The organism is Acinetobacter chinensis (genome assembly GCF_002165375.2).
In the GTDB taxonomy this organism is placed as follows: domain Bacteria; phylum Pseudomonadota; class Gammaproteobacteria; order Pseudomonadales; family Moraxellaceae; genus Acinetobacter; species Acinetobacter chinensis.
The window spans coordinates 3527446-3550642 of the sequence record NZ_CP032134.1 but is presented as its reverse complement, the minus strand read 5'-3'; the positions used below and the strand labels follow the sequence as shown (position 1 = coordinate 3550642).

Genomic DNA, 23197 nt, shown 5'->3' with positions numbered 1-23197 from the left:
AATTTGATTTATTTTTATTGAAAAGAGGGCTGTTTAAGCAATAAACACATATTTATAGTATGTGATTGTGTAGATTTGTATGCTAATTGTACCGAGGGTATTATGTGCTCTTTCATGTGATTTGCATAGTTTTGGTGTATTAAATGAACAGGGTTTATCGGGTTGTCTGGAATGTTTCTGCGGGAGCGTGGGTTGCTGTTTCTGAACTGGCAAAAGGTCATTCAAAAACAAAATCAAAGAGCGTGCAGTTACTCGCATTACCTGTCATTGCCATGCTGACATTTTCCTCTGATGCCTGGTCCGCTTCTTATGCAGCAGGTGGGGGAACAGCAAGTGCGACCAACTCTGTTGCAATAGGAACAGATGCAAGTACAGCCAGTAAAGTCAATGGGGCGAATCAGTCTGTTGCGATTGGTTATGCAAGCAAGGCATCGGGTGATCAGACGGTTGCTCTGGGTGCCAATGTCATCGCTTCAGGCAATTCAGCAGTTGCAGTCGGTGGTGATGATATTGACCGTATTGCATCAGATAAAACAATCAACGATTCATATGAAGCACTGACCGGTGTCCGCCTTGTAGGTGGGAATGAAACAGGCGGAAGTTACCGTTCGACTACAGCCAGTGGTGCAGGTTCTGTTGCGATGGGGACTCAGTCTGCTGCCTCAGGTCATTTTTCAACAGCTCTGGGGATGACGTCAACAGCTTCTGGTGATGCCAGTTCTGCACTGGGTGTCTATGCAAATGCATCGGGTGGTGCTGCGCTGGCGATTGGGGCAATTTCAAAGGCTGAAGCTGAGCAGAGTATTGCACTGGGAACAAATTCAAAAGTTGCAAAATCGGCAGATAACTCAATTGCGATGGGTAATGGTGCTGTAGCAACCAATAAAGACTCGATTGCGATTGGTTCAGGCTCATCTGCAAGCAGTACAACGCTGTCTGATCAGGCATTTCTGGTGGGGGGAACTGCCAGAGGTGAAATGAATATTGGTGACCGTCGTATTACTAGCGTCAGCGCAGGTTCTGCCGATACGGATGCCGTGAATGTGTCACAGCTGAAAACAGTATCTGGTAAATTGAATCAGGGGTTCAACCTGTCCAGTAACGGTGCGGATCAGGGCAATGTTCAGATGGGTGATACCATTGATATTGGGACTGCAGCAGATGAAAAAAATCTGAAAGTGACCAAATCTGGAAATACCATTGATTTTACGCTGAGCCAGGATCTGGAGCTGAACTCTGTTCAGACAGGGGACAGCACATTGAACAGCAATGGACTGAGCATTGCCAATGGTCCAAGTGTGACTGTCAGCGGTATTGATGCGGGTAATAAAAAGATCACGAATGTTACTAAAGGTGATCTTTCAGCAACATCTACAGATGCCATCAACGGCAGCCAGCTGAATCAGGCACAGAACAATGTTGCCAGTGTGATTGGCGGTAATGCAGCGGTGAATAATGCAGGTGATGTAACCGTTTCGAATATTGGTGGTACTGGTAAAAACACCATTGATGAAGCTGTTGCTGCGGCAAAAACCACAGTGACTCAGGGCAAAAATGTGGTTGTGACTGAGACGAAGAATACCGATGGCAGCAGTAACTACGAAGTCAAAACAGCGGATGATCTGAATATTAATTCTGTGACTGCAGGTGGTACAGTTCTGAACAGCAATGGACTGAGCATTGCCAATGGTCCAAGTGTGACTGTCAATGGTATTGATGCGGGCAATAAAAAGATCACGAATGTTGCTAAAGGTGAACTTTCAGCGATATCTACAGATGCCATCAATGGCAGCCAGCTGAATCAGGCACAGAACAATGTTGCCAGTGTGATTGGCGGTAATGCAGCGGTGAATAATGCAGGTGATGTAACCGTTTCGAATATTGGTGGTACTGATAAAAACACCATTGATGAAGCTGTTGCTGCGGCAAAAACCACAGTGACTCAGGGCAAAAATGTGGTTGTGACTGAGACAAAGCATACCGATGGCAGCAGTAACTACGAAGTCAAAACAGCGGATGATCTGAATATTAATTCTGTGACTGCAGGTGGTACAGTTCTGAACAGCAATGGACTGAGCATTACCAATGGTCCAAGCGTGACCGTCAGTGGGATCAATGCTGGTAATCAGAAAATCACCAGTGTTGCAGCAGGCGATATTACAGCAACATCTACAGATGCTGTGAATGGCAGTCAGTTATTTGCACTGAAAGATAAACTCGATACAACAATCATCAATGCTATTGACGCTGCTCAGCCGAAAATTTCGCTGGCTTCAGATGGCAAGGATCAAAGCATTATTGCCGATCAGGATGTGATTGATATTGGCACTGCCGCAGGTGAAACCAACCTGACTGCAACGAAAACAGGCAATACCATTGATTTTGCGCTGAATAAAGACCTGAATGTTTCATCTGTAACTGCGGGCGGCACAACGCTGAATAAAGATGGACTGAGCTTCCAGCAACTTGCTTCTGATGGTGTGACACTGGTTCAGACAGGTCCTTCTGTGAAAGCTGATGGTATTGATGCCGGTGACACAAAAATGACCAATGTTGCCAATGGTGACATCTCAGCGATCTCTAAAGATGCCGTCAACGGCAGTCAGCTGTTTGTAACAGATACGATTGCCAGAAATGCACTGGATACAGCAAACAAAGGTTTTGCACTGACAGCGCAGGACGGTAAAAAAGTTCAGAAAGCACTGGGTGAATCGGTTGAAGTCGTCGGTGCAGACAAAAATATTTCCACTCAGGTCAGCAATGGTCAGATTCAGATTCAGCTGGCAGATGACATTGAGGTAAAAAGCATTACGGCTGGCGGCAATACGCTGAACCAGAAGGGGCTGACTGTAGGTGATACAGCAGTGACCAGTAATGGCATGACTATTGTGAATGGTCCAAGTATTCTGGCTTCGGGTATTGATGCGGGCAATAAGAAAATCACCAGTGTTGCCAGTGGCAATGTGTCATCCACATCGAAAGATGCAGTGAATGGCAGTCAGTTGTATAACGCGCAGAACAATGTCGCAGGTGTGATCGGCGGCAATACGAAAATTGATCCGAATACAGGCAATATTTCCACTTCAAATATTGGCGGTACAGGTAAGAACACCATTGATGAAGCTGTGGCAGCTGCAAAAACTACAGTGACTCAGGGTAAAAACATGGTGGTTAAAGCCACTGAAAATACCGATGGCAGTACAAACTATGAAGTGGCAACAGCTGATGACCTGGATGTGACCTCACTGAAAGCTGGTAATACCACTATTAGCAACAATGGTCTGAGTATTGCAGGTGGTCCGAGTGTTCTGGCTTCAGGTATTGATGCAGGTAATAAAAAGATCACAGGTGTTGCCAGTGGTGACATTTCGGCGACATCGAAAGATGCTGTCAATGGCAGCCAGCTGAATAAGGCTCAGAACAATGTTGCCAGTGTGATTGGTGGCAATGCGGCTGTAAATCACGCAGGTGATGTGACGGTATCCAATATTGGTGGTACGGGTAAAAACACCATTAATGAAGCCGTCGCAGCAGCAAAAACCACTGTCAGCCAGGGCAAAAACATGGTGGTGACAGAGACGAAGAATGCTGATGGCAGCAGTAATTATGAAGTGAAAACCTCAGATAACCTGGACGTGACTTCATTAAAAGCGGGTAATACGCTGATCAACAATAATGGTCTGAGCATTACAGGTGGTCCAAGCATACTGGCATCAGGGATTGATGCAGGGAATAAAAAAATCACCAGTGTTGCCAATGGTGATATGTCTTCCGTCTCAAAAGACGCTGTGAATGGCAGTCAGTTATATGCTGTGGATTCGCGTATTGATGACATTATCAATAAAAATATTGCGAACCTGGAGCAGGGTTTCAGTCTGAGTTCCAATGGTCTGAATACTGGTGCAGTCCTTGCAGGGGCAACCATTGATATTGGTACTGCCGCAGGTGAGAAAAATCTGACCGCAACCAAAACAGGCAATACCATTGATTTTGCACTGAATCCAGACCTGGATGTGACTTCTGTTACCGCAGGTGGCACGGTACTGAACCATAATGGATTGAGTTTTGTAAGCGATGATGGCAAAGGAAATCTGGTTCAGACAGGTCCTGTCATCAGTGCCAGTGGTATAGATGCAGGGGCTAAGAAAGTCACCAGTGTTGCCAATGGTGATGTTTCTGCAACATCGAAAGATGCAGTGAATGGCAGTCAGCTGTATAACGCACAGAACAATGTTGCGGGTGTGATCGGTGGCAATACCAAAATTGATCCGAATACAGGCAGCATTTCGACTTCAAATATTGGCGGTACAGGCAAAAACACCATTGATGAAGCTGTGGCGGCTGCAAAAACTACAGTGACCCAGGGTAAAAACATGGTGGTTGCTGAGACAAAAAATGCCGATGGCAGCAGTAACTACGAAGTCAGAACTGCCGATGATCTGGATGTAAATTCACTGAAAGCAGGTAATACGACTATTAACAGTAATGGTCTGAGTATTGTTGGTGGTCCAAGCATACTTGCTTCTGGGATTGATGCAGGGAATAAAAAAATCACCAGTGTTGCTAAGGGTAATATTTCTGCGACGTCCAAAGATGCAGTGAACGGTAGTCAGCTGTATAACGCGCAGAACAATGTTGCGGGTGTGATCGGTGGCAATACCAAAATTGATCCGAATACAGGCAGCATTTCCACTTCAAATATTGGCGGTACAGGCAAAAACACCATTGATGAAGCTGTGGCAGCTGCAAAAACCACAGTGAATCAGGGTAAAAACATGGTGGTGACTGAGACTAAAAATGCCGATGGCAGCAGCAATTACGAAGTTAAAACAGCTGATGACCTTCAGGTGAATTCAGTGAAAGCCGGTAACAGTATTCTGAACAATCAGGGACTGAGCATTACCGGTGGTCCAAGTGTGCTGGTTTCAGGCATCAATGCCGGAAACAAAAAAATCACCAGTGTTGCCAATGGTTCAGTCAATTCATCTTCCACCGATGCAGTCAACGGAAGCCAGCTGTATGCAATTGATTCACGTCTTGATGACATCATTAACAAAAATATCAATGCACTGGAAAAAGGTTTCAGCCTGAGCAGTAATGGTGAAAACACCAAGAGTGTGCTGGCAGGTGAAACCATTGATATCGGGACGGCAGCAGATGAGAAAAATCTGAGCGTCAGTAAAACAGGCAACACGATTGATTTCGCACTGAATCCTGAGCTGAATGTGGATTCAGTCAATGCCGGTGGTACGGTCATCAACAGCAATGGTCTGAGCTTCCTGACACTGGATGCTGACGGCAACATGATCAGTATGGGGCCAAGTATCAGCTTTGCAGGTATCAATGCGGGTAATACCAAAGTGACCAATGTGGCAAACGGTGACATCTCCAGTACTTCAAAAGATGCTGTAAATGGCAGTCAGCTGCATCAGACACAGGATAACCTGGCAGGTCTGATCGGAGGCAATGCGCAGCTTGGCAACAATGGCAATGTCACTGTCAGCAATATTGGTGGTACAGGTCAGAATACGATTCATGATGCGATTGAGTCGATCAATCAGACGGCTAACAATGCCAATCAGGGCTGGAATGTCAGCACCAATGGTGGCACTGCAAGTAATGTGAAACCAGGCAATACAGTCGATTTTGGCAATACAGACGGTAACGTCAGCATCAGCAATGATGGCAACAACATCATGGTCAACATGAACAAGGATCAGAACCTTGGTGCTGATGGCAGTATGATCGTAGGTGACAGTAAACTCGATAACAATGGTCTGACGATTGATGGCGGTCCAAGCATCACCAAAGACGGTATTGATGCTGCTGGCAATAAAGTGACCAATGTTGGCGATGGTCAGATCGCAGCAGGTTCACAGGATGCTGTGAATGGTGGTCAGATTCATGACATGCTGGGACAGGGGGCATTTGATGCCAATGGCAATATTTCAAATATTGGTGGTACAGGTGCTGACAACATCAATGATGCGATTGCAGCGGTCAATAAAAATGCCACTGAATCCAAATCTACAGTGACTGCAGGTGACAACATTGTTGTATCGACCAGTAAAAATGACGATGGCAGTACCAATTATCAGGTATCTACCTCACCGAATCTGAAAGTGGACAGTGTGGATGCTGAACGTTTCACTGCTGGGAACACCACCATTGACAGTGATGGTCTGACGATTAAGGATGGTCCAAGTATTACTTCAGGCGGTATAAATGCCGGTAATAAAGTTGTGGAAGGTGTCGCCAATGGGAATATCAGTTCTTCTTCTCAACAGGCAGTCAACGGTTCACAGCTGAACTCAACCAACCAGGCGATGGCTGAATATCTGGGAGGAAATGCAGGTTATGACAACATTACCCAGAGCTTCACAGCACCGACCTATACCATTGGGCAGGGTGCAGATGCCAAAGATTATCATAACGTTGGCGATGCACTGGGTGCGCTGAATGCTGCCGATCAGCAGCTGGGTGACCGCATCACCAATCTTGGTGATCAGTTACAGCAGGCATTCCAGTCAACCAGCAAGCGTATTGATGATGTCGAGAAAAAAGCGAACGCAGGTATTGCAGCAGCAATGGCACTGGAAAATGCACCATATGTACCGGGTAAATATACCTATGCAGCGGGTGCAGCATATCACGGTGGCGAAAGTGCGATTGGTGTGACTTTACGTAAAACTGCCGATAACGGTCGCTGGTCATTGACAGGTGGTATTGCAACAGCATCTCAGGGCGGTGACCCAAGTGTGCGTGTTGGTATCAGTGGCGTCATTGATTAATACACAGCAGGGAAAGGTATTGCCTTTCCCATCCGGTATCTGAATTAGCTAAAGAATGAGATCAACATGAAAACCGTTTTAACCCAACTTGCAGGCTGTGCACTGAGCTTGCTGGCAATCAGCACCACCGCTTCGGCATCTGAACAACTGAATTTACAGATGGCTGATGAGAGTATTCATTTTCCAGCTGTGAAAAAAAGCTACCTGGATCAGGTTCAGCGTTTTGAATATGATCAGGTGAAACGTCTCGATACAGGCTTGAACAAAGACCAGATCCGTTACGTACTTGGGCACCCGCATTTCAGTGAAGGGCTGTTTTTTGTGCGTGAGTGGAATTATGTGCTGGACATCCGTGTACCTGAAACACAGAACTATAAGCGTTGTCAGCTGCGTATTGATTTTGACAAAAATTATCTGGCAAAAGCCTATTACTGGAAAGGTGAAGCCTGTCAGGGACTGGCTCAGTATGGTGCCAACAGTGAGCCTGTAGCGACAGATGCTCTGGTGGCAGATGGTCTGGATGTTCATGCTGCGCAGGCAAGTGTGCTGTTTGCATTTGACCGATATGATGAAGCGGCAGTGAACCGCGATTTCAGCCGTATTGAAGATATTGCAGCGGCGATCAGGGCATCAGGCAGTCAGAAAGTATTGGTGACAGGTTATGCAGATCAGCTGGGAAATTTCACCTACAATCAGGCACTGTCTGCACAGCGTGCAGATACCGTTACTTATCTGCTGGTACAGCAGGGAGTCCAGCCAGGTCAGATCAAAGTGAATGCCAATGGTTCAACCCGTCTGTACAAAGCCTGTGAAGGGCAGACAAAGTCTGCTCAGACCGTAAACTGTCTGGCACCGAACCGCCGTGTCAATATCAGCTGGTAAACGGTTATCAGGAATGCCCTGAACAGAGCATTTCTGCTGAGATAAAAGCGTATCCGAAAGGGTGCGCTTTTTTGTGGACATCGGTTTTATGACTGTTTTTACAGGCGGCTTAATGATAAAAAATATGAATGGAAAATTAAAAAATTATTCATGAAAGTTTTGTATTTCAGCTGGCTGTATCGGTTATATTAGATTTCATACCCGATGAATCATCGCTTTTGTTGAAATATCAGCAGACCATGAATGAAAATAAAGATCATGGCTGTGGTCATCTGTTAAACAGTATCCTGTATGATATCTGTATTTCGACTGAAATCTCAGTAATTCTGCCAGAGCAGACCTGACCGTCCGGCTCAAGCTCAACATGTTGGAAATGCACAATGCCTGACTATCGTTCAAAAACATCGACACACGGAAGAAATATGGCTGGCGCACGTGGCTTATGGCGTGCGACAGGAATGAAAGACGAAGATTTTGGCAAACCGATTATTGCCGTGGTCAACTCATTTACACAGTTCGTACCAGGTCATGTGCATTTAAAAGATCTGGGTCAGTTGGTTGCCCGTCAGATTGAACAGGCGGGTGGTGTTGCCAAAGAATTCAACACCATTGCTGTGGATGACGGGATTGCCATGGGGCATGACGGTATGCTCTATTCACTGCCTTCACGTGATCTGATTGCAGATTCAGTGGAGTACATGGTCAATGCACACTGTGCAGATGCCATGGTGTGTATTTCCAACTGCGACAAAATCACACCGGGAATGCTCATGGCATCCATGCGCCTGAACATTCCAGTGGTTTTTGTATCCGGTGGACCAATGGAAGCGGGTAAAGTCAAAATCCGTGGCAATGAACATGCAATTGACCTTGTTGATGCCATGATTGTTGCGGCTGATGACAGCTTCACTGATGAAGAAGTTAAAGAATACGAACGCTCTGCATGTCCAACCTGTGGTTCATGTTCAGGAATGTTCACAGCAAACTCAATGAACTGCTTAACTGAAGCTTTAGGCTTATCTTTACCTGGTAATGGTTCAACACTGGCAACGCATGCCAACCGTAAAAAATTATTTGAAAAAGCAGGTCAGCTGATCGTAGAGATTACGAAACGTCACTACGAACAGAATGACTTCAGTCTGCTGCCGCGTTCAATTGCAACCAAAGCTGCTTTTGAAAATGCAATGACACTGGATATTTCCATGGGTGGCTCGACCAATACTGTACTGCACTTGCTTGCAGCAGCACACGAAGCCGAAGTTGACTTCACCATGACGGATATTGACCGTTTATCCCGTAAAGTGCCGGTACTGTGTAAAGTTGCACCTGCAAAACAGGATGTACACATGGAAGATGTACACCGTGCAGGCGGTATCATGTCTATCCTGGGTGAACTGGACCGCGCCGGTTTACTGGATACCTCAGTGCCGACCGTCCATGAAAAAACCATGAAAGATGCGCTGGACAAGTGGGACATAATCCGTACAGAAAATGAAGATGTGTATCAGTTCTTCAAATCTGCACCAGGTGGTGTACCGACTCAGACTGCATTCTCTCAGGACCGTTACTATTCACGTCTCGATGGTGACCGTGAAAAAGGTGTGATCCGTAATGCAGAACATGCATTCTCTCAGGATGGTGGTCTGGCAGTACTTTACGGCAACATCGCACTGGATGGCTGTATTGTAAAAACAGCAGGCGTGGATGATTCCATTCTGAAATTCAATGGTACTGCACGTGTTTTTGAAAGTCAGGACGCTGCGGTGGAAAGCATTCTGGCAGGTGGTGTGAAAGCGGGTGATGTGGTTGTGATCCGTTATGAAGGACCGCGTGGTGGACCGGGTATGCAGGAAATGCTGTATCCAACCAGTTATTTAAAATCCAAAGGTCTGGGTAAGGACTGTGCTTTATTGACGGATGGTCGTTTCTCAGGCGGTTCATCAGGTCTGTCCATTGGTCACGTTTCACCAGAAGCTGCTGAAGGCGGTGCAATTGGTCTGGTGGAAGAAGGCGACCGTATTGAAATTGATATTCCAAACCGTACCATTCACCTTGCTGTGACTGATGACGTGCTGGAAGCACGTCGTAAAGTTCAGGATGAAAAAGGCTGGCATCCAGCTGAACCTCGTCCACGTAAGGTATCCAAAGCACTTAAAGCCTATGCGATGCATACAACGAGTGCATCCAAAGGTGCTGTACGTGAGGTTTAAAGGCTGAATCCAGCAGAAAAATAAAAAACACCCTGCGGGGTGTTTTTTTATTGTCCGTCAGATGACAGTCGGACTGATCAATCTGTTCAGTGAATCTGGAATCTAAAACATTGAACAATTGGTGATGAATTGTTATAAGTTTGAGTGAAGAACTCTAATTTTTAGCATCCACAGAAGTGGATACCTTTCCTGAGTACAGTCATTATTCGGACTGACTCAGTATTCATATCGAGGCTTATCTCATGTCACTGTTACGCCGCTGGTTTGATCCGCTCCGATCGAGTTGGTTTTATGACAAACCATCTCGACAGGAGGTGTTATCCACGGACAATGGCTTGAGTGTGCATTTGCGTCTGGATGATGTTTACAGTTACCTTGCGGCACAGCAGTTACCTGCACTTGAAGAGATTTTAAATGACGAGCTCAAACCGCTGAAGGTCATTATTTCCAGTCAGACGGCTGAACCGCCCAATCATATGTCGGCAGAGGAATGGCAGAATTACTGCCTGAATGATGCAAAAATTCTGTCCCGACAGCATCGCTTCAGTTTTCATGAAACCCCTGAACAGCCAACAGCGGAAGCACTGGTTCAGGCAGAAACCATTCTGAGAAATACACCACTGAGAGGGCAGGATTTTCTTTATCTGCTGGAAGATGTGTTCCATATGCTGTGGCAGAAACAGTATGGAAAACTGCGCACCCTGTATGCTATGGCCAGTCAGCACCATCAGCCACAGGATTTTCCTGAACGTATTTTTAATGATGATGCAGTGCTTGCGGCTTATTTTGAGTTTGGTGAGCGTAAGTACCACGCCGTGGATGATCTGCTTCGTCTGACCCGCCGTCTGAAACAGCAGAAGCTGCTGACGGATAATCCGATTTTTTTAATTAATCATATTGAATGGCGTGAACACCTGATCAGTGATGCAGAAGAACTGAATGAAATTCAGGGGCTTGATCCTGAGCTTGATCTGTATATTGCACTTGAAGATCCTGTTTCATGGCTGCTGCTGGCGTATATCCGTGAGGAACTGGCGAACTATTACAACATTCAGTTACGTGTCTATCCGCTCAGTTATCATGGGCGTGATCTGTTTGACTGGAGTCTGGCAACACGGCTGTCCAAACGGACAGATGTGAAATTTACACCGTTCTGCCGTCCGACTCAGGCGGCAACGGATGAAATGGCAAGACTGTTTTACAGCGTGCCTGAAGAACAGCGTGTAGATGCCATGTACAGTATTTTACAGGCGGTCTGGACCAAAGGGCGTGACCTGTCCTGTAAGTCTCATTTTGATCGGATGAAGCAGGAACTTGAACTGCAACAGCTCACTGAAGATGATGTTGAAGCCCGACTCAAAGAAAATGACATGCTCTGTGAAATGAAGTCACAACCTGATTTTCCTGTGCTGGAACTGCGTATAGATGGTCAGACCTATGTCTTTAACAGTCTGTATCGGGTCTGGATGATTGAAAGTATTTTCAGCAATGTACTGGAAGAAAAATATAAAAATGAAACCGAGACAGAGCAGGGACAGCAAAATGAAGAAAGAGAAGTGTGAAAGCCTGGAACAGGTACGGGCACATATAGATGCCATAGACCGTGACCTGATTGAACTGCTGTCTGCACGGCAGTTTTATGTTGATCAGGCTGTCAGGTTTAAAAAGACAGTCGATGATGTTCAGTCACCGGAGCGTGTTCAGCAGGTGATTGATAAAGTCCGTCAGCAGGCAACGGAGCAGAATCTCAGTCCTGAACTGGTGGAAAAAATTTATCGGGAAATGATTCAGCATTTTATTCAGCGGGAGCTCAGGGAAATCAGACCCTGAGCCGGACTGGTCAGGTCTGCTAAATTCCCCATGCCATTTCAGAAGCAGTAATTTTATTCTGCACAGACTGATATTCTGCTTTTTTGCAGGTCAGCCACAGACTGACAAATGCCGCTCCCAGATAGCCTTTTAACAGGGAATGATCTGCCAGTAACTTCAGGGCTTCTGGCTGTTGTTCGGGCAGGAAAATGTGGCTTGAATTCAGTTGCTGATGGGCATGACTGTCAGGTAGTGCAGGTGAATGTTCAAGTCCATGTAAAGTCCCTGCAAGCAGAACAGCAATACTCAGATAAGGATTGGCATCCGCTCCTGCAACACGGTATTCAAGGCGTTGATTGGTCTGGTCTGCACAGGGAATACGGATGGCAACATTACGGTTATTGAAGCCCCAGCTGGCTTCTAGTGGAATATGATGACCATACTGAAAACGGCGGAATGAATTAATATTGGGTGCAAGCAGCGCCATGGACGCGGGCATGAAGTCGAGTAAACCTGCAATCACCTGTGCAAAAACAGGCTGCATGTGTTCAGGCGTACTGCCACTGAACAGATTCTGCCCCTGAGCATTTAACAGGCTCATGTGAAAATGAAGCCCACTGCCTGCCATCTGCATGACAGGTTTCGCCATAAAACAGGCTTTGAGTCTGTGCTGTGCTGCAACCTGACGCACAATCCGTTTAATCGCAATCATGTCATCACATAATTTCAATAAGTCGGCACTGTGCTGAATATTGATTTCATACTGCCCAGGAGAGCTTTCAGCAACGATTGCTGTCATTTCAATCTGCTGGCGCCGTGCCTCACGTTCAATATGTGCAAGTACCTGACTGTCATGGGTCGGGATATCTATATCAAAGCACTGACAGCTGTTGAGATCACTGTCGGTTGCTGAATGTTCAGCAAACAGATAAAACTCCAGTTCACCTGCCATGACAGGATGAACATTCTGCTGATGGAGCTGCTGCAACAGCCTTTGCAGAATATTTCTTGGGTCATATTCACAGGCAGTGCCATCTTCGTTCAGCATGCTCAGATACAGCTGGGCATGGGTTTCAGGTGCATCAGCACAAGGGCGCAGACTGCCTGGAATGGGTCTGCAAAGGCGGTCAGGTTCGCCAATATATTTCCCCAGTCCGCTTTCCTCAATGACTTTGCCATCCAGGCTCATGGCATATACAGACAGTGGGAAATAACAGCCTTTGCTCAGATTTTTCAGGGACTGCAGATCAATACGTTTACCGCGCAGATGTCCGTTCAGGTCATGCAGACAGAGATCGACATGGGTGGTCTGAGGAAACTGCTCCAGATATTGCTGAACCTCCTGCTCAAATGCAGTGTGTTCAGACTCACAGCAGGGCTGGGGTGATGGTTGAGCGTTTGAGGATGGTTCAGGATACGCAGGATGAGACATTGTTTTTGTGGGGTGATCGACAGACATATTCATTGGAATGAATCCATTTGGGGATAAAAAATTATAGAAATGTCCATCCGTGCAGTAACGTAAAATGAATGTAAATTTTATATCCGGTGCTAGGATTTAAGCCTCAATCTTTGCCTGAGGCTTGCTTCGGAAATCAGTGATTTTTCCGCCAAAGTGAATCTTTTAACATGAGCCCTGAACACAGAGGGCAAAACAGATGATAGGTTTGGTTATTGCAGTATTTGCAGTTGCAGGCATGATTAAAGGGACAATTGGGCTTGGACTTCCTGCCGTGGCAATGGGACTGCTGACCCTGGTGATCAGTCCTTTTCAGGCTGCAATGCTGCTGATCGTTCCCTCCATGGTGACCAACTTATGGCAACTGTTTGCTGAAGGTGGTGTTCTGCGGTTGATCCGCCGTTTCTGGACACTGTTGCTGGGGATTATTGTCGGTTCCATCTGGACAGTGTTTCCGACTTTGAGCGAAGGAAACAGTGGTTTTCACAGTGAAGCACTGCTGGGTGGCATGCTGGCACTGTATGGGCTTTATGGATTATTTGCCAGAAGTATGCCCAATCTTGCCCCGCATGAAAAATGGCTGTCACCGATCATCGGTTATCTGGGCGGAGCACTGACCGTGGCAACGGGTGTCGTGGTGATTCCAGTGGTTCCTTATATTCAGTCCCTGCAACTGAAACGGGATGATCTGGTCCAGTCTCTGGGGCTGGCATTTACCGTATCCACCATTTGTCTGGCGATATTTCTGCATCAGAATCCTGTAGATCAGATGCCTATAGATTATAAAATGTCGATGATTGCTCTGATTCCGGCTCTGGTTGGTATGTGGGCAGGGACAAAAATCCGTTACCGTATCCCAGAGCAAAAATTCCGTAAAATTTTCTTTTGTGGTCTGGTGATTTTTGGGTCATATTCAGTGCTGCATCAGGCTGGTGTGCTCTGAATCTCTTTCAGATGACTGTTTAAAACTGCTGAAAACAGCCTGTTTTTTATCTAATCCAGCCGTTCCAGCTGAGATTTCTGCGCCAGCAGGAACTGAGCAAAATGCTGATAGCCGGCAGGTAGCGCATCAAAATTCTGTGCAGCCAGCAATAGTTTACGCTGTGCCCAGCTACCGGACAGTTCCACCTGGTGAAAGGCATGGAGTTTGCTCAGTCTCTGCGCAGCCCGTTTGGGCATAATCGCAATACCGACACCATTGGCAACCACCTGGGCAATCGCAGCAAAATTGGGTAAACGTAAACGGTACTGAATGGCACAGTTCAGCTGTTTTGCCTGGTTTTCAACTGACTGCTGTAAAGAGTGGTACTGCATTAAACCCACAAAGGGATAGTTCAGTGTTTCGACCAGCTGGAGCTGTGAATGCTGGCTCAGCACATGATCTCTGGGGCAGATCAGCACCAGCGGATCATCGGAAAACTCCAGCGTCTGTAAATCCTGCGCATGAAAAAAACCGGAGATCAGCCCCAGCTGAGCCGTACCTTTCTGCAGGGACAGAATCATTTCACTGCTTTCTGCTTCTTTCAGTTCAATCTGAACATGCGGGTTTTCCAGCAGATACTGAGGCAGTAACAGCGGCAGGTATTCACTTTGTGCTGAAGAGTTGCACCATAAGGTCATCTGCGTGGTCGCCCCCTGAGCATAGGGCAGCATGATCTGTTCCAGTCTGCGGTACTGCTGCACCATCAACAGTGCCTGTTCTGTAAAGCTCTGTCCTGCCTGGGTCAGTTTAACGCCTGTGGCATGTCTGCTGAACAGACTGGTGGCATAGTGCTGTTCCATTTTTTTAATGCGTTCACTGGCTGCTTGTAATGAAATAGCAGAGCGTTCAGCCCCTTTGGTCAGACTGCCTGTTTCCACAATATTCAGAAAGAGTTGTAAGTCAAAAAAGTCGAGGCGCATGGGCGGGATATTCTCTGGGGCATTTTTATATCTTACTTAAATCCTGCAATAAAAAAAGCAGCCTTTCGGCTGCCTGTAAAATCACACTTATTCTGCATCAGTCTCTCAGTTTCTATTTCTATATTGCGCTGAGATGAAAGGAATCATGCAGACTCAGTATTTACGATTTATCTTTTAAGCTGAAGAACCAGTTCAGGATCAGTGCTGCAAAAGTTGCTGTACCGATACCGCCCAGGTTGAAGTTACCAAACTGCAGGGCAAAGTCACCTGTACCTAGAATAATCGTTACTGCTGCAACCATCAGATTTTTGTTTTTAGAAAAATCGACTTTGTTTTCAATCCAGATTTTTGCACCGGCAATGGTGATCAGACCAAAGACCACAATCGATGCACCCGTCAGAATGGCAGTCGGAATGGTATGGATAATTGCGCCGAATTTAGGTGAAAAACCTAAAAAAATGGCAAAAACACCGGCAATGACAAAAACAATGGTGGAGTAAACACGGGTCACAGCCATCACACCAATATTTTCACCATAAGTGGTCATACCTGGTGCGCCAACACTTCCTGACAGCGTTGTAGCAATACCATCTGCAACAAATGCTTTACCGATATGCGGATCAAGATTTTCTCCGGTCATGGCACTGACGGCTTTAATATGTCCGAGGTTTTCAGCCACCAGAATCAGTGCAATCGGGGCAATGATCAGCATGGCATTAGCATTGAATTCAGGAGAATGGAAGGTTGGCATACCAAACCAGGCAGCCTGCTGGATCGGTGCAAAATCAATTGGGGTGCCGTTGCCCAGTACATTGGATACAATGAAATAGATCAGATAAGCCAGCAGTAAACCGACCAGCAACAACAACCGCTGTAACAGACCTTTAGTAAAGACGGCAATTGAACCCATGCACAGCACAGTGATCAGAGACATCCACATATTAAAGTTATTGCCTGCCACACCCTTTACAGTTACAGGTGCCAGATTTAAGCCGATAATCATGACCACTGCGCCTGTGACGACGGGCGGCATGAGTTTTTCAATCCACTTCGTCCCTGTTGCCATCACAATAAAACCAAAAATGGCATACAGAATACCGCAGGCAATAATCCCGCCCGCAGCCACAGCCAGGTTAGGGTTCAGTGCGCCTGTGCCTGATGCGGTATAACCGGTTGCGGCAATGACCACACCAATAAAAGCAAAACTTGAGCCCAGATAACTTGGAACACGACCACCTGTCATCAGGAAAAACAGGATGGTACAGATCCCTGACATTAAAATGGCCAGGTTCGGGTCAAAGCCCATTAAAAATGGGGCAAGAACCGTTGCACCAAACATGGCAAAGGCATGCTGGACACCCAGTACAGCACTTTGCATGGGTGGAAGATATTCATTGGTACCAACAGGTCGGGCATCAATACTGCCTGAATAAGGTCGCCATTTAGGGAACCAGCTGGACATAAAGTGAGCACTCAAAAAACAAATTGAGCACATCATACGCTCTTTACTCTGTTTTTTTTATCCCTGAGTCAGACTAAGGACTTGTGATTGTTCATCTTTATCTGATTTATATACCGCTTGGTAAAATTGTTACTGTGTGTATCCAAGTAAAATCAACAGATTAAAAAAATGCAGGACTGAAGTGAAAAAATAGAATATTTTGCAATTGTTTAAGTTTTTTTATGAGTCTGGGATTGAATCATACGGATCAGAGACATTCAGACTGTTTTGCAGCACCCACAATAAAAAAAGGATGTATATGCACTGCATATACATCCTGAAAAGGAAAGACTGAAATCAGCCGGTATTACGCAGACCAGCGGCAATTCCTGCAATGCTGACCATCAGTGCATGATCGACAGGGGTCTGTTCGCTTGGACTTTCCTGTAAATAGCCACGACGACGTTTCATCAGTTCAGCCTGGAGCAGATGTAAGGGTAGCAGGTAGGGTTTGCGTACCTGCATGGACTGATCCAGAACATCGTTGGAACTGAGCAGTTTGGATTCACCTTTCAGTACAAGCAGCGTCTGTACCGCATCATGCAGACGCTGACGCAGTTCTGCGCCCAGCACTTTCAGGTCTTCATCCTGTGTCAGATGTGCTTCGTAGTAAAGCGCAATATTAGCATCTGCTTTGGACAGAACCATTTCCAGCATATCAATCAGGGTCTGGAAATATGGCCATTCGGTCAGCATTTCATCCAGTGTCGCTTTCTGACCCTGATCAATCACCTGGTTAATGGCAGCACCTGTGCCGAGCCATGCAGGCAGCATCAGACGGATCTGTGTCCAGGCAAATACCCAGGGAATGGCACGTAAGGATTCAATACCACCACTGACTTTACGTTTTGCAGGACGTGAACCTAAAGGCAGCATCTGCAGTTCAAGCTCAGGTGTGACAGTACGCAGATATTTCACAAAATGCGGATTTTCACGGACGGTCTGACGATAGACCTGAACAGACAGATCAGTCATGCTGTGCATTAAATCCCGCCATTGCTGTTTCGGTTCTGGCGGAGGCAGCAGGGTGGCTTCCAGAGTTGCTGCGGTATAAATTTCCAGATTCTGTAAGGCAATTTCTTCGAGTCCGAACTTGAAGCGGATCATTTCGCCCTGTTCTGTCACACGGATGGCACCTGAAATGGAGCCTGGTGGCTGAGAGAACAGTGCCTGCTGAGTTGGCGCACCGCCGCGACTGATGGAACCGCCGCGACCATGGAACAGTGTCAGCTGTACCGCATGCTGTTTTGCGACAGCAGTCAGTTCTTCCTGAGCGCGGTACTGCGCCCAGTTGGCAGACATGAAGCCTGCATCTTTGGCAGAGTCTGAATAACCGATCATGACTTCGTGTTTGCCCTGAATATGCTGTTTGTACCAGTGCATACTGAACAGCGTATTCATGGTGGATGCAGCACCATCCAGGTCTTTCAGTGTTTCAAAAAGTGGTACAACACGTAATGGATGTTCAATGCCTGCTTCTTTCTGCAGTAACAGTACCGCAAGCACATCACTTGCATATTCCGCCATGGAAATAATATAAGCACCCAGACATTCTTTTGGCTGTTCCGCCAGCGTCCGCATGGTGGCAAATACTTCCTGAACATCAGGGTGATCAATCAGGCTGCCTGCCGGAACATCCAGATGCTTCGGCAACAGTGGACGTTTGCTTTGCAGTTCCTGAATTAAAAAGTTCTGACGCGCCTGTTCAGTCCAGGTTTCAAAATTCCCCAGTCCCAGGTATTCAGTAATGGCTGAGATGGCCTGACGGTGCCGTCCTGATTCCTGTCGGATATCGAGTTTCAGCAGTTCAATCCCAAAACAGTTCACACGGTAAATAAAATCGAGCAGTTTGCCGTTGGCAATTTCAGGCAGGTTACATGCCATGAGTGAACGCCAGCAGAGCAGCAAGGGCTGCAACAGTTCATCTTTATAGCGGATGATCAGGTTACGGTCCACATCCGAGTGCTGTCCCTGAAGTTTGCTTGCCAGCCATGAACGGGTGATCTTCAGGCGTTCACGTGTGGCACGCAGATATTCACGGTAAGGTTCTGGATGGGTGTAGCCCAGTGCCTGAGTCAGTTCATCAGAGCAGGCTTCCAGTGACAGTTCCCAGCGCAGGTCTTCAATATCACGGACATACAGATCAGCTGCTTTCCAGCGGGACAGCCACAGGACTTCCTGGGTAATGTTGTGGGTGACATTCGGGTTACCGTCACGGTCACCACCCATCCATGAGGCAAAACGGATCGGAGAAATATTCAGCGGTAAAGCCTGCTGACAGTTGTCCTGTACCAGTTCATCCAGTTCGCGGATAAATTTTGGCACTGCATTCCACAGCGTCTGCTCAATGGTGGTGAATCCCCATTTAGCTTCATCTACAGGAGTCGGGCGGTGCTGACGGATTTCATCAGTCTGCCATGCAGAACAGACCAGCTGTTTCAGGTCGGCAAGCACTTCATTGCGCTGTTTAGGCGTCAGTTTCTGCTGATCAAATCTGGACAGACAGTTGTTGATGCCATCATATTTCTGAATCAGGGTACGGCGACTGACTTCAGTCGGGTGTGCAGTCAGCACCAGTTCAATTTTCAGTTCACAGATCTGTTTATATAAAGTGGCTGTATCGATCTGACGGTTTTTAAATTTTTCAAAGAGGTGATCGAGTACGTTAGGCGATGGTGCGGTGACATCAAATTCACTCTGGCGCCGGCTGCGTACCACATGATATTGCTCAGCAATATTGGCGAAGTTCAGAAAGTGTGAAAATGCACGGGTCAGAGGCAGAATTTCTTCATCTTTTAAATTTAAAAAAAGCTGTTCCAGCTGTTTTTCTGCTTCCAACTGACCGTCTCTTGCACCTTTGGCGAGCGCACGAATCTGTTCAATCTGATTAAACAAATCCTGCCCTGCATGTTCTTTCAGGGTTTCGCCCAGCAGATTTCCGAGTAAGCGGACATCTTCGCGCAGTGGAGCATCAATTTGTTGAATCATTTTACACTCTCCGGTTTTTCTTCATTTGAATATGCACTTGATCATGCCACATGCCAAGTCGCTACAGACAAAAGTATGTAAGCGTCTGAACAATTCATCAGCAATTTTTCTGCCATAACAGTATGACACTTTGATATGAAAGCATGATTTAAAAGGGAGCTTTACAGGGGCTGAAAACAGCCTGTATTTCTGTTGTTTAAGTGACCGGTGGATTATTGTTTAAAAAAACAGTGATCTGCTTGTTATGAAAGTGTCTGCGATGCATGACAGACATGCTGTTCATACAGAAAATCAATGAAAAACTGTAAATGATGACGGCACTGAATGATGCGTCGTCTGAATTAAACTGACAACTTGTAATAAAACGCAATCGGTTGCATCTGTTATAATGCGAGGCAACTTTTTTCAGTGAAAAATCAGGACGAATTATGCGTATTGACCAGCGAGCTTTAGATCAGTTACGTGAGATTAAAATTACCCGTAACTACACACGTTATGCGGAAGGTTCAGTACTGGTTGAATTTGGTCATACTAAGGTTCTCTGTACTGCAAGTATTGACCATTCTGTACCCCGTTTTCTCAAAGGTCAGGGACAAGGCTGGGTGACTGCTGAATACGGCATGCTGCCACGTTCAACCCATACCCGCAGTGACCGTGAAGCTGCCCGTGGTAAACAGTCTGGTCGTACTCAGGAAATTCAGCGTTTAATCGGACGCAGTTTACGTGCCATGGTTGACCTGAAAAAACTGGGTGAAAACACGATTACCATCGACTGTGACGTGATTCAGGCAGATGGCGGTACACGTACAGCATCCATCACTGGTGCTGCAGTGGCTTTAATTGATGCCATGAATGTGCTGCTGGAGAAAAAGAAAATCAAGCATGACCCATTGAAAGGTCTGGTTGCTGCGGTTTCAGTCGGTATTTATCAGGACGACGTACTGCTCGATCTTTGCTATGAAGAAGATTCAAACTGTCAGACTGACCTGAACGTGGTGATGACTCAGGCAGGTGAATTTATTGAAATTCAGGGCACAGCCGAAGAGAAACCTTTTACCCGTGCGCAAAGCAATGCCATGCTGGAAATGGCAGAGAAAGGGATTCAGGAACTGGTGAAAAAACAGCAGGAAGCACTGGGCTGGTAAGTCACAGATTCCTGTTAAACAGACGCACCTTCGGGTGCGTTTTTGTTTTTTAACAGGACTGCAATAAAACGATCACGCTGATGTCATGCTTTTTTTATATCAATAAGTCCGCACAATAAAAACAGGAAAGGACGATGCGAAGTTTACTGACAGTTTTTCTGCTCGGTTCAGCGCTACTGCTGAGTGGCTGTAATGATGACAATGATCAGGCACAGGTGAATCCGCCTGTGGTTAAACCTGAACCTGGCTGCAAAATTCACTGTGCTCCCTGACCGCTGAAGGAAAAAATGTGATGAACCGTCGTGATTTTATAATCAATTCTTCAAAAACGGCATTTGGTGCCGCAGCACTGGCCAGTTTCCCTCTGAGTATTCAGAAAGCACTGGCGATTGATGCAAAAGTGGAAAGTGGCACGATTCAGGATGTGAAACATGTGGTGATTCTGACTCAGGAAAACCGTTCCTTTGATAATTACTTTGGAACGTTTAAAGGAGTCAGGGGCTTTGGTGACCGCTTCAGCATACCGTTGAAAGGTGGGCGTACCGTCTGGGAACAGTACGATGCAGATAAAAATAAAGTCCTGCCTTATCATTTAGACAGCCGGCTGGGCAATGCACAGCGGGTCAGTGGTACACCTCACTCATGGAAAGACGGTCAGGCAGCGTGGGACTGTGGGCGCATGGGAAACTGGGTACAGCACAAACAGCCACAGTCCATGGGTTACTACAAGCGCAGTGAAGTTGAATTTCAGTTTGCACTGGCGGAGGCATTTACCTTATGTGATGCTTACCACTGTGCCATGCATGCAGGAACAAATCCGAACAGATCATTTATCTGGACAGGAACGAATGGCGCAACCTCGGGTGTTGCCAGCGTGGTCAATGAATTTGACGGTATCGGTTCATCGCTGTCAGGTTATGACTGGACGACTTATCCTGAACGCCTGCAACAGGCTGGAGTCAGCTGGAAAGTCTATCAGAACATGCCGGACAACTTTACTGACAATCCGCTGGCCGGTTTTAAACAGTACCGCCGTGCCAATGAACTGTCGGGCAAGCCAGTCAGTCATGCAAATCCATTCTGTCCGCCTTATGATGAAAAAATTGATGCTGCACAGCCCTTATATAAAGGGATTGCCAATACCATGCCTGATGATGGTGGATTACTGGGACAGTTCAAAAAGGATATTGCGGCAGGCAAACTGCCGCAGGTCAGCTGGATTGTGGCACCGGCTGCCTACAGTGAGCATCCTGGACCTTCCAGTCCGGTACAGGGAGCATGGTATATCCAGGAACTGCTGAATGCGCTGACCGAAAATCCTGAGATCTGGAGTCAGACTGTTCTGCTGGTCAACTTTGATGAAAATGATGGTTTCTTTGACCATGTTCCGTCACCATCTGCGCCTTCAAGAGAGATCAATGATCAGGGACAGATTCTGAAAACCCATGGTAAGACCACACTGAGTGATCAGGATGTTTCCTATGAATATTTTAATCACCCACGGGTTGCTGCTTCGACTGCACAGCCTTTACTTAAGTTCGTAAACGGCAAAAATGACAACTTCTGGCATGGTGTTTATGGTCCAGGAGTACGGGTGCCCATGTATGTGATTTCGCCGTGGAGTCGTGGGGGCTGGGTCAATTCTCAGGTGTTTGACCACACTTCCATTATCCGTTTTCTTGAGCATCGTTTTGGGGTCAAAGAAAGCAATATCAGCCCGTACCGCCGTGCGGTATGTGGTGATCTGACCTCTGCTTTTAACTTTAAAAATCCAAATCTGGAGCAGGTGCCTGATCTGGATGGAGAAAAAACCAAAGCTCAGGCAGATTTCATCCGCTCCAGTCAGGAAGCCATGAAACAGGTTCAGGTTCCTGCTGCCCAGAAATTTCCTGTTCAGGAAAAAGGCATCCGTTTTTCCAGAGCCTTGCCCTATATTCTGCATACCAGTGCAAAAGTGGATGCGGTCAGTCAGCAGGTCAAACTGATTTTTTCCAATACAGGTGAACAGGGTGCTGTTTTCCATGTTTATGACAGACTGAACCTGGATGCTGTGCCACGCCGTTATATGGTTGAAGCGGACAAACAGCTGGACGATGTATGGGATGTATCCAATGGGGGCTATGATCTGTGGGTGCTAGGGCCGAATGGTTTTCACCGCAGTTTTAAAGGCGATCTGAAACAGAAAACTCAGGTGGATGCATTGCCAGAAATCAGAGTCTGTGTCGAAGAATGTTCAGCTAAAATCTATCTGAAAGTCCGTCATGATGGACAGCAGTCTGCTCAGCTGACGGTCAAAGCAAACGCTTATCTGAATCAGAAAAACTGGACGATTGATACTGTGGCGGGCAAAGAGGTTGAGTTACTGCTGGACATGAGCTCCGTATATGGCTGGTATGATTTTACTGTCAGCGCAGCCGATGGTCTGTATGAGCGTCGTTTTGCAGGCAGAGTGGAAACGGGGCAGGACTCTTATACCGATCCGTTTATGTAAAATCTATAAAGATACCAAT

13 protein-coding genes are annotated in these 23197 nt (G+C 46.6%); 9 read left to right on the top strand and 4 right to left on the bottom strand.

Annotated features, from left to right (window positions below; genetic code table 11):
• Window positions 1-143 precede the first annotated feature (143 nt).
• From CDG60_RS17840 to CDG60_RS17820, 5 genes are all read left to right on the top strand, one after another.
• The gene (locus CDG60_RS17840; RefSeq protein WP_119023837.1) at window positions 144-6791 is read left to right on the top strand and encodes an ESPR-type extended signal peptide-containing protein; all 6648 of its coding nucleotides are present in this window, start codon (window positions 144-146) and stop codon (window positions 6789-6791) included.
• 66 nt (window positions 6792-6857) lie between these two features.
• Window positions 6858-7673: a trimeric autotransporter adhesin/peptidogylcan-associated protein TpgA gene (tpgA, locus tag CDG60_RS17835; RefSeq protein ID WP_087513625.1), complete on the top strand. Its 816-nt coding sequence runs from the start codon at window positions 6858-6860 to the stop codon at window positions 7671-7673.
• A gap of 380 nt (window positions 7674-8053) precedes the next feature.
• Complete coding sequence (ilvD, locus tag CDG60_RS17830) at window positions 8054-9883, top strand: dihydroxy-acid dehydratase (protein WP_087513626.1); 1830 nt, start codon at window positions 8054-8056, stop codon at window positions 9881-9883.
• A gap of 242 nt (window positions 9884-10125) precedes the next feature.
• Complete coding sequence (locus tag CDG60_RS17825) at window positions 10126-11445, top strand: hypothetical protein (RefSeq protein WP_087513627.1); 1320 nt, start codon at window positions 10126-10128, stop codon at window positions 11443-11445.
• Entirely contained in the window at window positions 11426-11713 is a 288-nt protein-coding gene (locus CDG60_RS17820) for a chorismate mutase (protein ID WP_087513628.1), read from the top strand. The genes CDG60_RS17825 and CDG60_RS17820 overlap by 20 nt, the downstream gene beginning before the upstream one ends.
• Window positions 11714-11732: 19 nt before the next feature.
• On the opposite strand, the gene CDG60_RS17815 is transcribed toward CDG60_RS17820, so the two are convergent.
• Window positions 11733-13157, bottom strand: coding sequence for a glutamine synthetase family protein (locus CDG60_RS17815; protein ID WP_087513629.1), 1425 nt, complete (start codon window positions 13155-13157; stop codon window positions 11733-11735).
• 193 nt (window positions 13158-13350) lie between these two features.
• Between CDG60_RS17815 and CDG60_RS17810 the strand changes: the two genes are divergently transcribed.
• Complete coding sequence (locus tag CDG60_RS17810; RefSeq protein ID WP_087513630.1) at window positions 13351-14094, top strand: sulfite exporter TauE/SafE family protein; 744 nt, start codon at window positions 13351-13353, stop codon at window positions 14092-14094.
• Between the two features lie 50 nt (window positions 14095-14144).
• Here CDG60_RS17810 and CDG60_RS17805 read toward each other — a convergent pair whose 3' ends face one another.
• The 3 genes from CDG60_RS17805 to ppc all read right to left on the bottom strand — a co-directional run bounded on the left by CDG60_RS17805 (window position 14145) and on the right by ppc (window position 19542).
• Window positions 14145-15053, bottom strand: a complete 909-nt coding sequence (locus CDG60_RS17805) for a LysR family transcriptional regulator (RefSeq protein ID WP_087513631.1) — start codon at window positions 15051-15053, stop codon at window positions 14145-14147.
• A 160-nt stretch (window positions 15054-15213) separates the two neighbouring features.
• On the bottom strand, window positions 15214-16515 hold the full coding sequence (locus CDG60_RS17800) for a solute carrier family 23 protein (RefSeq protein WP_087513632.1): 1302 nt from the start codon (window positions 16513-16515) through the stop codon (window positions 15214-15216).
• A 336-nt stretch (window positions 16516-16851) separates the two neighbouring features.
• Entirely contained in the window at window positions 16852-19542 is a 2691-nt protein-coding gene (ppc, locus tag CDG60_RS17795) for a phosphoenolpyruvate carboxylase (RefSeq protein WP_087513633.1), read from the bottom strand.
• A 428-nt stretch (window positions 19543-19970) separates the two neighbouring features.
• Here ppc and rph point away from each other — a divergent pair, with 428 nt between their 5' ends.
• The 3 genes from rph to CDG60_RS17785 all read left to right on the top strand — a co-directional run bounded on the left by rph (window position 19971) and on the right by CDG60_RS17785 (window position 23178).
• Complete coding sequence (gene rph, locus CDG60_RS17790; protein WP_087513634.1) at window positions 19971-20687, top strand: ribonuclease PH; 717 nt, start codon at window positions 19971-19973, stop codon at window positions 20685-20687.
• Window positions 20688-20821: 134 nt separating this feature from the next.
• Complete coding sequence (locus CDG60_RS18245) at window positions 20822-20959, top strand: hypothetical protein (RefSeq protein WP_160117081.1); 138 nt, start codon at window positions 20822-20824, stop codon at window positions 20957-20959.
• Window positions 20960-20979: 20 nt separating this feature from the next.
• On the top strand, window positions 20980-23178 hold the full coding sequence (locus CDG60_RS17785) for a phosphocholine-specific phospholipase C (protein WP_087513635.1): 2199 nt from the start codon (window positions 20980-20982) through the stop codon (window positions 23176-23178).
• Window positions 23179-23197 lie beyond the last annotated feature (19 nt).

Coding starts and splice junctions, on each gene's coding strand:
- CDG60_RS17800 (WP_087513632.1), bottom strand. CDS start 16,515: ATGTCCAGCTGGTTCCCTAAATGGCGACCTTATTCAGGCAGTATTGAT.
- CDG60_RS17785 (WP_087513635.1), top strand. CDS start 20,980: ATGAACCGTCGTGATTTTATAATCAATTCTTCAAAAACGGCATTTGGT.
- CDG60_RS17825 (WP_087513627.1), top strand. CDS start 10,126: ATGTCACTGTTACGCCGCTGGTTTGATCCGCTCCGATCGAGTTGGTTT.
- ilvD (WP_087513626.1), top strand. CDS start 8,054: ATGCCTGACTATCGTTCAAAAACATCGACACACGGAAGAAATATGGCT.
- tpgA (WP_087513625.1), top strand. CDS start 6,858: ATGAAAACCGTTTTAACCCAACTTGCAGGCTGTGCACTGAGCTTGCTG.
- CDG60_RS18245 (WP_160117081.1), top strand. CDS start 20,822: ATGCGAAGTTTACTGACAGTTTTTCTGCTCGGTTCAGCGCTACTGCTG.
- CDG60_RS17810 (WP_087513630.1), top strand. CDS start 13,351: ATGATAGGTTTGGTTATTGCAGTATTTGCAGTTGCAGGCATGATTAAA.
- CDG60_RS17820 (WP_087513628.1), top strand. CDS start 11,426: ATGAAGAAAGAGAAGTGTGAAAGCCTGGAACAGGTACGGGCACATATA.
- rph (WP_087513634.1), top strand. CDS start 19,971: ATGCGTATTGACCAGCGAGCTTTAGATCAGTTACGTGAGATTAAAATT.
- CDG60_RS17805 (WP_087513631.1), bottom strand. CDS start 15,053: ATGCGCCTCGACTTTTTTGACTTACAACTCTTTCTGAATATTGTGGAA.
- CDG60_RS17815 (WP_087513629.1), bottom strand. CDS start 13,157: ATGAATATGTCTGTCGATCACCCCACAAAAACAATGTCTCATCCTGCG.
- ppc (WP_087513633.1), bottom strand. CDS start 19,542: ATGATTCAACAAATTGATGCTCCACTGCGCGAAGATGTCCGCTTACTC.
- CDG60_RS17840 (WP_119023837.1), top strand. CDS start 144: ATGAACAGGGTTTATCGGGTTGTCTGGAATGTTTCTGCGGGAGCGTGG.